The sequence below is a fragment of the Neochlamydia sp. TUME1 genome, assembly GCF_000813645.1.
GTDB lineage: Bacteria > Chlamydiota > Chlamydiia > Chlamydiales > Parachlamydiaceae > Neochlamydia.
This window is the reverse complement of sequence record NZ_JRXI01000032.1, coordinates 23,444-35,752: the sequence shown is the minus strand read 5'-3', so window position 1 is coordinate 35,752 and position 12,309 is coordinate 23,444. Positions and strand designations below refer to the sequence as shown.

At 38.0% G+C, this 12,309-nt stretch carries 11 protein-coding genes; 2 read left to right on the top strand and 9 right to left on the bottom strand.

Going from position 1 to position 12,309, the window contains the following annotated elements:
- Both DB41_RS11865 and DB41_RS01555 read left to right on the top strand, forming a co-directional pair.
- A partial coding sequence (locus DB41_RS11865) for a hypothetical protein (RefSeq protein WP_039383582.1) occupies positions 1-260 on the top strand: 260 nt, incomplete at its 5' end.
- A gap of 21 nt (positions 261-281) precedes the next feature.
- A complete protein-coding gene (locus DB41_RS01555) occupies positions 282-947 on the top strand; it encodes a hypothetical protein (RefSeq protein WP_039383580.1) in 666 nt (221 codons plus the stop codon).
- A gap of 760 nt (positions 948-1,707) precedes the next feature.
- On the opposite strand, the gene nrdJ is transcribed toward DB41_RS01555, so the two are convergent.
- From nrdJ to DB41_RS01510, 9 genes are all read right to left on the bottom strand, one after another.
- Positions 1,708-3,720, bottom strand: coding sequence for a ribonucleoside-triphosphate reductase, adenosylcobalamin-dependent (gene nrdJ, locus DB41_RS01550; protein WP_039383590.1), 2,013 nt, complete (start codon positions 3,718-3,720; stop codon positions 1,708-1,710).
- A gap of 348 nt (positions 3,721-4,068) precedes the next feature.
- Positions 4,069-5,010 (bottom strand): hypothetical protein, encoded by a 942-nt coding sequence (locus tag DB41_RS01545; RefSeq protein ID WP_039383579.1) that lies wholly within the window; start codon positions 5,008-5,010, stop codon positions 4,069-4,071.
- A 162-nt stretch (positions 5,011-5,172) separates the two neighbouring features.
- The gene (locus DB41_RS01540; protein WP_039383577.1) at positions 5,173-5,421 is read right to left on the bottom strand and encodes a hypothetical protein; all 249 of its coding nucleotides are present in this window, start codon (positions 5,419-5,421) and stop codon (positions 5,173-5,175) included.
- A gap of 153 nt (positions 5,422-5,574) precedes the next feature.
- Entirely contained in the window at positions 5,575-5,766 is a 192-nt protein-coding gene (locus DB41_RS01535) for a hypothetical protein (RefSeq protein WP_039383575.1), read from the bottom strand.
- Positions 5,767-5,929: 163 nt separating this feature from the next.
- Positions 5,930-6,391, bottom strand: coding sequence for a hypothetical protein (locus tag DB41_RS01530; RefSeq protein WP_039383574.1), 462 nt, complete (start codon positions 6,389-6,391; stop codon positions 5,930-5,932).
- Positions 6,384-8,132: a BatD family protein gene (locus DB41_RS01525; RefSeq protein WP_039383572.1), complete on the bottom strand. Its 1,749-nt coding sequence runs from the start codon at positions 8,130-8,132 to the stop codon at positions 6,384-6,386. The genes DB41_RS01530 and DB41_RS01525 overlap by 8 nt, the downstream gene beginning before the upstream one ends.
- A complete protein-coding gene (locus DB41_RS01520) occupies positions 8,126-10,687 on the bottom strand; it encodes a VWA domain-containing protein (RefSeq protein ID WP_238578395.1) in 2,562 nt (853 codons plus the stop codon). Before DB41_RS01520 ends, DB41_RS01525 begins: the two co-directional genes overlap by 7 nt.
- Positions 10,617-11,018, bottom strand: coding sequence for a hypothetical protein (locus DB41_RS11560; RefSeq protein ID WP_039383569.1), 402 nt, complete (start codon positions 11,016-11,018; stop codon positions 10,617-10,619). The genes DB41_RS01520 and DB41_RS11560 overlap by 71 nt, the downstream gene beginning before the upstream one ends.
- Positions 11,015-12,148, bottom strand: a complete 1,134-nt coding sequence (locus DB41_RS01510) for a VWA domain-containing protein (RefSeq protein ID WP_039383568.1) — start codon at positions 12,146-12,148, stop codon at positions 11,015-11,017. Before DB41_RS01510 ends, DB41_RS11560 begins: the two co-directional genes overlap by 4 nt.
- Between the last annotated feature and the right edge of the window lie 161 nt (positions 12,149-12,309).

Here is a 12,309-nt window from a genome sequence, read left to right as displayed (position 1 = left end):
TTAAACTTAAAGATGATCCTGTAACAGCTGAAAATTACCAAAAAAGTTTAAAAAAAGAGGATAAAATTAGATTTTTCTTACAAGAGGGTTTTCGTAAAGGAGCCCATAGTTTATTACAAGCTTGCGAAGACTCGGAAGCATTACCAGCATTATTAAATGTTTCCTCCTCTAATGATCTCTCTTCACAAGAAGCAGTGCTTTCTGATAGGGTAGAAACATTCAAAAAACTATTAAAAATCGTACAAAAAGAATTTCATTAATAAAATATAAGTAGGGAAAAAATGAGTGTACCTGTTAGAGGAGAATATCATGACTTGGCAGCTCGAGCAGATTTTTTAAAGAAGTTTACTTTAACATTTAGTAACCCTTTAAAGTTAAATAAAGATACCTATAATCGTATAAAATATTATGCGCCAAAAGCTCTTAAAACCCATTTTCTATTTAATTTAGAGAAATTATATTATCAATTGATAAAAAAGAGCCATCCCGTTAATTATGAAAAATATAAGCTAATGGTTAAGGATGTAGAAAAATATCTAAAAATCAAACAACAGCATCTCACTTTACTAAGCAACAATCTATTAGTAGATGTGCAGGATCCTTGGTTATTGGCTTACACTCAAACTAAAAACATGTCTTTACAAGAAGCTAGTGAGCATCTACAAGACCTTTTATTTTCGTGGGAAGAATTAGCCAAATATGAGCTTGAAGATTTTATTCCTTTAGACTTAAAAGACTTGGATGACTACATACAGAAGCTAGAGGAAATTTATCGACCCTTATTAGAAAAAAGCTGCCCAGTGGAAGATAAGCCTTTAGAGAATCAAAAACTCAACGAGCTAGCTGATAGAATTTCTACTTTAAGAGATAAAATTGAACATCATAATTTTTCCGAAATTTCTCAACTATGTCAAAATATTCGGGCTACTATACATGTCACAAGTTAAGCTAAGTTTAAAATTTAAGCTTGCCAGATGGGCAGACGAACAAAATTCACCCAAGTTAAGGTCAATGATGAGTGAAGATGAGTGGGCCTATTGAGAGGTAATATCATCATTTGGCGCGTGGGGCAAGTTTTTGTAAAAGGTGCCAGAGTATAGCAAGCTTAAGATGCGATTCTGCAGGCATCTATAAATTTAAAGATGCTTGCAAATTGCTAGCTTTTCTAGGGGCTGCCCTTTTTGCTTCATATGGATTCCTCCACCTCAAAAATTTAAAGAGCACGATCCCCAGATCGCTTACATATAAAAAATTTTGTAGGTAATAGTTTACCTACTACGTATTGTAGGTATGGCTTCTGCCAGAAAAGCTAGAATCGATCTTGTTTGCCGATAAAGAGTTGTGATACAGGTCTAAAGCACTTCCCTTCATCTTGCACCATAGGCAAGCTAGCTACCTAAAAACAACTTACGTGCGATGACTAAGTTTCTTAAAGCTTCTTTTACGCGGTCGATAAGAAAAGCCTTAAAGAACTAGCTGATAAAATCTCTTTAGTAAGAGTCAAGATTAAAAATCAAACTCTGGTAAAAATTTCTTTCCCCTTTAAAATGTCTAACTCCTACATTCTATTAGCAACTATAATAAGCAAAATTAATTTTTTTTAATATAAAATCTATTGCTAGTAGATTGCTAATTTAAAGATAACTAAATAGCAAGTTAAGGTCCAATGCTTGCTATTTAGTCTCTTTTTTAAATTATCGTGTAGCTTTAACGAACGGGACAGGCACCTGTTGCACAAGCAGCTTCTAACTCTTCATCGCGCATTTCAATGCCTGAATAATCGATATCTTTCAACTTAGCCACATAGGTATCATAGTTTTCCTTAGTGACCACTTCCTGCGGTAAATAAGCATATCCTAGGTCTTCGGCATTTTTCGTAGGATCATTGCGAAATAAGAAGGAAACTCCTACATAAGTATCCCAATTTTCTAACAGCCAGTCAATAATAGCAGGAACCTCGGAAGGATCGTAAGAGATAGTATTGGAAACATTCTGCTCACACCAGGTTTCTTGTAAAAGCTTATACCACTCGAGCTGATAAACAGCCGAATCGGTGTTTACCTCTACTTCTTCCACTTTACCATTCTTTCTGGTGACCATCATCCGCGTAAACGAAATGTTCTCAAATTTTACAGGAAATTTAACAAGTACAGATTCTGGCTCGTAAGGTTTTTCTACCACCGTATAACCTGCAGCTCGAAAACGTCCCACTAAAGGATCATGCTTAGAATAAGTGATATTATTAAAAATATATTTTCCTAGCGGCAAATGCACTCCTTCTGGCACTTCCCCCCATTCTTCTGTTCCCATGATTTTGCTTAAGGTGCCACTAGGTTTCACACAAGTGACGTTTTTAGGCAAAGGAGAATTAAGCTCATTAGCCATGCTATAAGCCGCACTTACAGTGATATTACGCATACGCTTGTAATCATAGGCAGTCAGATCACTTCTTGCACGAATGCCTGTTAAGCCCACTCCACATAAGTGAAGAAAATCATTATTGAGATGCCAAGCTTCTTGAAGAATTTCATCTCTTAAGTTAACCATTGTTTGACGGTAGTTCATTCTGCCGGCTAGATAAAGAGCTCTCTCTAAGCCAATTTTATCCCCTTTAAAAGCTAATACATTTACCTCGGTTAAGTTGCAAAAACTTTTATTACCTAGAAGAATTTCTACACAAGGATTGCAGCCTTTAAACCAAGGTGCCCGTCTTTCAGCTTCCATGGCATTAATAAAACCAGGTTCGGATCCCCCCGAATCCATCATGAGTTGAAAGAGGCTTTCTAATTCTGCTTTGGTTGGTTTCTGGCGAAAAAGAAGGCTATTATTAGATTGCTGACGATGAGCATTCCCTTTAAGCCACCATTCTTTTTTTGCTACCGCAAACTCTTCCCATTCTGGTTGGGCATATTCAAATAGCGCAATCTGGGCTGAGCGGCGGCTAGAAAGAATGGTACCCAGCCAGTTGACGATATCTAAGATATCAATACGAGTCAGAAGCTGATCAGCACGGTCGGATAAAATTTTAGCAATCGCTTTAAAAGCTTTAGCAATTTGCTCATCTCCCGATGAAATCCAGCCATACCCTTTAAGGCGTGTCCCTGCAGGTCGGATCTCCGAAAAATCAAGTACTAAAGTTCTAGCAGGATATTTACCTGCCACCAGCTTACCCACAGCTTTTGCCCAAGCAATCGCTGAATCTCCGACTTTAATTGTCCATATCTTCGTTGCAGAATCATAAGTTTCTACATTATTCTGCTCGCCACCTTTGCCTGTTCGATTAGAACGAATCACCCGAATCTCTTGCAAAGGTCTACGAAAACCATTTAGAGTGCCAGTAATAGGCCTAAAGCCTACACCACAACCTTGTAACAAGAGCCAAAGCACATCGACAATATCATAGACTGTTTCCACATGGGTATAAGAACAATTAAACATGCTAGACTCACGTTTACGGCTCAACTCCGTTCCACCCAACCATAAAGTTCTGCCGGCAGGTGCTACTTGACGATTAAGAATAAGCCCGCGTAGCTCTTCCAATTCGTCATCCTCGCGATCACTCAGATTACGCCCTAAAGCTCTTTCCCACAGCCAGTGCTGATGGCTAATTACTCGTTCAACAACTTGATCCCAACTTTCTAGCAAAGTTTCTCCCTCATTAATAGGGCGATGATATGTTCTCAAAGCTGTGGCCATAGCCCTTGCTGTTGGTTTTGTCATGATCTTTAATCCTTCCATAGATAAAATATTTTAAAGCTCTCTCTTTCTCTCTTTTCTAAAAACACAAGATGTTGTGGTATAAAAGCAAAAAACCACTACTGCTTGTGTTTTTAAACGTCCAAGGTATCTCTCTTTTTGCCTTAAAAGTCAATATCGACTTTTTTTTTAAATCCTCCTTAGAAGAAAAGGGAAAAGAGCTTTTAAGTGGTTGATTCTAAAAGAGCTAAAACGGATTAAAAAAACCTTTTTTCAGTTACTTATAGTATTAAGAATAAAGAGCTTAAGTTCAATAAAAATACTTTCCTTTTTTATTTAAACATTTTCACAAGCTCTATAAGTTTGGTATCTTTAAGGTGGATTGGATTTTCTAAAGCATGAGAAGCTCTTTGCTTTAAAATTTTTTGAATTTTTTTGCTCTTCTTGCTCTTGATCTAGTAAATGATAGTAGTCGGCGCAGATTGTCAAAAGCTCTTGAAAGTCTTCTTCTGTCTCAAGCATAGGAAATGTTTGACGGACAAGTAGACGAAATAGTTCAGGATTGCCTCCATTAGATAAAAAAGTAAGGACTTCTAAGCTCAAATCTAAATCCTGCGCTTTTTTAATGCTTTGAATGATATGTAAGATCATTTTATCCGAGTTTTCGGGGTCAGAATGATAAAAAAGACGCGCCCGTAAAAAATCAAACCAAGCTACATCCTTACAATAAGGTCCAAAACTCTCTAGCAGATCAGCCGCATAAGGATAATGATGGCCATCAATCTGCTCTGCAATATAATCATATAAAAATGTTTCTAAATCATGGGCACATCCTTGCGATACGCTTTCGAATATCTTTAACGGGTCAGCTCCCTCATCAGCATGCTTACCAAGAATCATTTCTAGATTAGCCATTGCATCTTGAATGTCTGCTGGATAAGCACATTTCCCTTGATCATAAGCAAAAATTTGATGATCTAATTCATCGCAAAAAATAGATAAACAGGGTTTTTCATTTACAAAACGGCGCCATAATTCGAAAACCACTAAATATATTTGATCTTGCTCACTTGCCTCTAAATTTAAATCTGCGACTAAACCCTCGCACAATTCCTCTGGTGAATCCACATCTTGCGCCAAAGCCAGCAGGGAAATTTTATCTAAAGCCATATCTTTTTGACGTAATCTGTCAAATAACTCTTCATGAGAAAGAAGACGATAATCTTCAACTTGCCAAGGTTGCACCTGGGTATTAGGATTTAACAACCAATTGATACGCAAAGAATTAAACAAAGCACGTTGCTCAATATTCATAGGAGTATGCCACCCTTTTTTATATAAAAAATCATATCATATTTATAATAAATAATCTAGGTAAGTAAGCAAGAAAGATAAAGAGGTTTGGAGGCGAAAGCGCTATTAAAGTTAAATTAAAAAACAGGCGAAAATTTAAAGGAATAAAGGAGTTATCAACATTTAATAATTTCTAACTTGGGAAAGGTGCTTTTCCATTTGATGGACCCGATCTTGCAGCTCTACAAACAACCCTTCTAAGGCTCGGCATTTTCTGTCAAATTCTAGAGTGTTTTTTAAAGTACCGTCTAGAGTGTTTTTTAGAGTAAGAGAAGAGTTGCTTAAAACAGGGCAAAAGTTTGAGCTTGGTAAGCTCCATGACTCTGAATTACTTTCACTCAGCGGTGGCCTATCACTGTCTTGTGCTATCATTCTTTTTCTCCAAAAGTAATGTGCTGACTAGAATATCAAAAAATTCATATTAGTGACAAGCGCAAACTAAGAACTACAAATAGGTAAAAGCTATGCAAAATGCTCATGAGTTTAAGGTAGCTTAGCCTCTTACAAATATTTTCAATCCAATTTTTAAGGCCTTAAAAAGCGAATAGATTCTTGAGAAATGAAACCTATTAAATGATCGGGGGTTCGTATTTTTAACACCCTTCCCTGTTTTCCAGATTCCAACACCTCTACTTTACATCCTCCTCTTAAAGGTTGCAAAGTGACTAAAGCCGAGTTAAGATTTTTTTCTCCATATAAGTGGGTCGCATGAATCAAAACACCTTCTATAGGCTCAAAATATTGGCTATAAATGATGCTACAAAAAATAAGGCGTTTACAAGCGCTACGCTACCCACCAGAAGTTTTAGCCCTACATAATTTTTCCATACCAATAAAGAGGCCAGGCTACATAAAAGAAAAGTGAAGACACATAAAATTTCTAGACGCTCGGGTAAAGAAAAATAAAAGTGAAAGAAAAAAATTTTTTAAATGAAGAAGGTGACTGAGTAGGAGGGATCTTCAACTTAGCAAGCGTTTCTTTTAATTTAAACTCAACCTCAAGATCGCGTGGCCTTAAGCGCTTAGACTGATAGAAATAAAAAGCCGCCCAGGGATATTGCTCAAGATTATAATAGGTTTCGGCCAAGTTACTATACAGGACACCATTGCCCTGCAGAGGGCAATAAAGCTTATCTAAAGAATGATAAATCATCAGTAATCTGTTGAGGGCTTGGCGGCGATGAAAAAAATTGTTAGATTGCGCAGCTTCTTGATAGGCTGCACGCGCTTGCTCTAAGAGGGGTACGGAAGGATTGGAAAAAGGAAAGATGAAAAAATTTAAGAGAGCATATCCCGCTGCTAGGCTTACCAAAACATACAAATAAACAGTTTTATTAACCATACTTAATCTCTTGGAGTTTTTTGTACAACCGCTGACCTTCTTCTAAAGCTTGGAAATAGAGCTTTTCATCTGACCCTGCGCCACTATAACGCTGAAAATCTATAGACAACAGCAAAGCACGTACTTCGCCCGCAACCCCCTCCAAAGGCAGATCTACTCCTAGAGCTTCTTGGTGATTAATTAGGCCGCATTCAAATAATTGCTGGATTAACAATCGATGAAGCAATTCAAAAAAGAGAGGAGAATTTTGAGGAGCCTTCAACATTTCTTTATATATGCATAGGCTCGTTTTCTTTTTTACTTTCCTTCCTTGAATTTTCCAGGAGATTTGTAATTTATATTGCAGCCCTACTACTCCTAAACTTAAAGGAATTAACCCTATTACCCACCAAGAACCCAAAATTTTATTCTTTAAATCTGCAGGTTCTAAAGATCGCATGGCATAAAAAGCTAAAGAAGGCAGAGGCTGATAGCTTTTTATCCATTCTGCTAACGTCTCCTGGCTTTGAAAGTTTATAGGGAGAGAAGAGACCCGATCAGTAGGTAAAATATTCTTGCTAGGAGAAATAGTAAGAGCAATAGGAGGGCTATGCAAAATTTTATATTCCTCGCTTTTAGGATCAAAATAAGAAAATTGAATAGAAGGTAGACTTTTAATATCTGTAGAGAGAGGATAAAGCTTTATCTCAAAATGTTTGCTATGATCTTCTTTTCTACCTACCGCAGGAAGGTCATTTTCTTTAAAAAGGCCACTAAAGCCTGGTTGGCAGCAAATTTCAGGAAGAGAAACGCTATCCCAATTCGAGGTTTTGCCTTTAATGCTTACCCTCACAAACACAGGATCTCCCTCGTTAAGGGTTGCCGCACTCAGTAAGTTTATATCCATCGTAAATTCTCCAAAAGCTCCATTAAAAGAAGCTGGCTGATCTTCTAACGGAAAAGGTTTTACGATTAGTTTAACAATGGGCGCCTGAGAGCTAAGATGAGTGGCTGTAAACTGTTTATTGCCTCTAGCATCTTCCACATATACCACTCCTTCGATCCTAGAAGGCCCCCAAGCATAGTCTCCAGGTTTAACCGCTTGAACTTGCTGAGAAATTTCAAAAAAGCTTAAATCTTTTTCTGTCCAGGTGCGGATATCGGGACGGCCTACTTTCTGCAACCCTTCAGCTTCCAACATAGGCAATACTTCTTTTAAAAGAGCGATATTGCCTTTATATATATAGCGATAAACTAATTTTGTTTCTTGGCCTGGATATAATTCTTTAAGACCTTCGCTATAAGCCTGCAGCTGAAGAGTAGACTTAAGGTTTTCATCCGATGATACTAAAGGAGAGGCAAGAGGAGCTTGAATTTCATAAGTAATAGGCAAAGTTTTAAAGGTTTTCCCATCCACTTTTAAAGATAAAGAAGAAAGTGTGTAGGTTCCTTGATTTTGAGGAGGCAGAGTAAATTGATAAATGCTGACGGTTAATGGACTGTCGGGAGAGATTCTTACACTTCGTAGCACATCAATCTTTAAAAATCGATCGTTTAAAAGGGCACTTGATTCCTCTACTTTCTGATCGCTATTATGCGTAACTTCTAATGTGCCTTTTAAGGGCCACCCTTGATGCAAAGTAGCTGGATCAAGAAAAGCACTTACAGAGATATTTGCTAAGACAGAAGATTGAATCAAGATAAACCCTAAAAAACCTAGAATCCACTTCAGTTCCAAACGATAAAAAAGAAAAGCTACCATGGCTTTAAACCTTCTTTGATGAGAGCAGGTTGAGAAGGCAGCGGTTGATCTTGCATATTCATCTGCTGAATCAAACGTGCCATCTCTTCAAAAGATGATTGAAAAGGCTGAGGAGATGAAGTTTGTAAATTAGGTTCCATAGAGCACTTACCTGTTTTATTAGGTTTTTTCATCTTTGTGAGGGCCTCTTGCCAGATAGCCAACACTTTTTCCTGAGCCTTCACAAGCCTAGGTAAATCTAACGACGAAGCTTGAACAAGGTCTACGATTTTTTTAGCCAGCCTATTTCCTTGCTGAAATAAAGGAAACACTTCGTTCCAGGGAGAAAATTGACAGCGTTCTTCCCTCCCCGCCGAGGAAGCACTGGCATTAAACTTTGCAAGTTGCTGGGCATAGGCAGCTTGATGAAAATAGGAGGAAAATGTTAGCAAATATTCCTGGGAGGAAAGAATAAACAAATCTGCCTCACGCGCAGTTTGAGCTTGGCTTTCTTGCAAACGAGCGAGAAGCCTTGCCTGAGCTAATGCATGCCTCTGTTCGCCTATAGCAGCTTCAAGGACTAGATCTGGACGAGCATGAATATCTGCATGAAGAATTAAAAGCACACGCCTTAACTGCTGAAAAGATTCATTAAAATACAATTGAGCTTTTAAATCTTGCAAAAGTTGAAGCTGGCCAAAACTAGCCTGTAAATTGTTTTCGATAGCCTCCATACCAGCTTTAAGCCTCTCATGTTCTGAGGGCAAGGAAATCCTATCCAGTTTTTGCTTTAAGAAAAGCAGCGTATTAAATTCTAAAGGATCTTGTAAAGCGGCTAGTGAAAAATCATTTAAAAGACTGGCTATATTCTCTTGAAAAGAATCTTGCGCAAAAAGAAGATGCATAAAATGCTCTAGCCCCTCCATTGCTATTTCTAGGCTAGCTTCAGCGGCAGTAAAATCGCTCTTTGAAATTAAGGGAGCTATCTGATTAAAATGTTTGGCAGCTCTTTCCAATAAGAAAAAATTTTTATCTCTCTGTAGTTGAATGGTAAGTGCTTTCCATAGCGGAAGCCAACTCATTACATGCCTCTTAAAAAGATCTCGATATTTATTTTCTAAAGAAGCTGTCAGATGGTTTTCCAACAAAAAATTAAGATCTTGCTTGAGCAGCTGCAATCCTGTTGCTAACCAAGGAAGACTTTGTGGGGGTGCTGCCTGCACCATAAGATTCTCTCTAGCTTTTTCGCGTATGTCTACCATAACCATTTTGGAAAGAGTAGCTGCTCGGCCTAAAGGATAAGCCTTTTGGCACTCATCTTGCCCGCTAATTTTTAATAGTTGACATTCAGCTTCTTGAACTAAAGGAATTTTTTCTAGAAAACGTTTAAAAAAGTAAAGCGCTTTAAAATAAGAATCTTGAAGAGGTGACGAAAAAGCCTGCGGAACTTGGCTTAACCTCTCCCCCTGATAGAAGTTAGCAAGAGCAAGATTTCTAAGGACGCGATACCTTAATAAAGGCGCGCTAGTCTTGTCCCTTGATAAAGCCTGCAATATCTCGATAGCTTCCTCTTGCTTTCCTTGTGCCGCCAAAGCAGTCCCTAAATTATAGTTCACCACACTTTTTTGCCATGCAGAGAGATCTTCTGCTAGCATTTTCTGATAGATATTGGCTGCTTCGACATAATTTTTAGCTGAAAAATAATCGGCTCCCCGTTGCATCGACTCCTGCAGATTTTCCATAGCAGTAAGTTTGCTTAAGAAAAAAAAGCAGATGAATAAGAGGACTGAAAATTTATTTAAACGAAAAGAAGAAGATGAAGAAAGAGCAGTATCGGGCCATAATAGGTAAAAAGCCAACAAGAGGATAGCTAAACTTAAAGGAAACTGGTAATAGGAATCATACTTTAAATCTTCCTCTACATTTAAGGCTTGCCTTGCCTCACTAAGAGAAAAAGTATCCACTTTAGAAATTTGAGCAGCAAGATCCTCTGCGATAGCAGTAGCAGGAAAAGCATAGCCTGCGTAATAGCGTCCCTCCCCTTTTTCACTTAAAGCTTTCAAAATATCTTCGTTTAGCTGAGAAATGATTTTTTTGTTTTTATCCATTACATGAGGAATTTCTAGACCTTTCAATGTGCCTACACCAATCGTATGAATGTATGTTTTTGGCAGAGAACCTAATAAAGCCTCTAGCTCCTTGATATAATTTAGACGAGCTCTTCCCTCTAACTCTTCCAGACGATTATCGCCACCATCAGAAATGATAATAATAGTTTTAATAGAAGAGGTTGAAGATGTTAGATAATGTTCATGCAGATAGCGAAGCATATCTTTTAGATCAGTTCCACTTACATCACCTTCATTAATCGTTAAATGCTGTAGCATGAGCCGCATAAAGAGGTAATCCATAGAAGGCGGAGATAGCTTGGTCACCTCTGAAGTAAACCCATAAAGCGATGCTGACTGCCCTTGCAGGCGGCTTATTACCTGATCAGCAATATTCTTAGCATTCTCTAAACGACTTTCGCCTAGTCGTCCATCTAATAGGCTCATCGACGCAGAAGCGTCGATCAAAAAAAACAACTTCATGAGGTTGCATACGCTTAACGTCATGCGTGTTTTGAAGGTGTTCTATCGACTCTTGAGAATAATGTGGATGGCCTTTAGGCTGCATTAAAGCTAAGCAAAGGAACATCCAAGCTCCACATACTGCCGTTACCTTTAAGCCCCAGCTAAGCTTAGACTGGGCCATTAATACATAGGGCAGTTTATCTTTACTCGTATAATGAGCAAAGATTTTTAGACGGTGGCAATAAAGCCTCCAAAATAATAAGAAAAATAGGACAATAAAAAATAGTAAATAGCTTGCTTGGGGAAAAGTATAATAAAGCCCCTTAAAGTTCATGGAACCTTCCTTAGAAGAGTCGTTTGCAAGACAATGGCAAGCCATACCATTAACATTCCGCCTGCTATTAAATAGGGAGAAAATGAAATCTGCTGATAGATAGGAGGCTTTCCTCCCGCAAACTCCTGCGAAAGAAGAATACTTTTTTCTAGGCGATCAATCGTGGCATATACCGTTTTCATCTCCCCAGGATCATTTAATATAAATAAACGTCCTCCCGTCAATTGCGTAATTTCTTCCATTTGTCGCCGCTGAGAAGATAGCTGATCAGCATAAATCCTAGGATCAATATTGATAAAATAAAGGCGCACCCCCTTTTCTTTTGCAAAAACTGCCGCCTCTTTTAGTCCTAAATTACGCCAAAGGCTATTTTTGTCTAAAATATTAGGATCTTGCAGGCCATCTGTCACTAAGATAATAATAGAATTTTTTATGTTATAAGCAGGCTGATTTTTTTGAGCTAAATGATTAGCATAATACTTGGTAGCAGCAATCATGCTAACAGTTTTGTAAATCGCATAACCCATGGCCGTGCCATTATCTTCTTGTTTTTTTACTACCTGGATATGAGCTAAAGCTTTTAAAATCTGTTGATGGTCTAGGGTCAAAGGAGAGAGAATATGAGGCACTCTAGCAAAGGTGATGAGTCCTATAAGATCGTTAGCTCTTCCTTTTAAGCCTGCTGAAGGATTTCCTTGGATAAATTCTTTTGTGACTTGTTTAAGGAGAGCTTCTTTGGAAATATTTTGTCGTTTACTGTCAAGGGTGGCTGTCACCTCTTCTGCCATAGAGCCAGATTGATCAAGCAATAAGTAAATAGCGATTCCCTCCGTTGGAAGAAAATTTTTATCGCCTTTTTCAGCTACAGCTAGAGGAGGCCTGCGCACAAAAAGATGCGGATCTGTTAAAGCGACTAAAAATAAAATTAATCCGCCCCCATGAAGCCAAAGAGGAAGCTGAGAGAAGGTGGTTTTCCATCCAGCGTTAAGAAAAGAAGGGTGTAGATGAGAAAATAGTAGGGACGATTTTCTCATGTGTTCTTTTTTCCTTGCTAGGCCATAACATAGGCTAAGCAAAACCAATGCTAGTATGGATCCCCAGGGATCGATTTCAAAAGAAATATTTTGCATACACTTACTTTATTACAGATGGGTATAACAAAATATAGATAAAGGATAAATAAGATAATGACCTCTCTTAAGAGAGCAAAGATAGCCCTGTCATTGAGTTGAGCTTATTAACTTATGTAAAATTTTATTAAATAAAATAAAACATGTTAGGAAACAGCAAG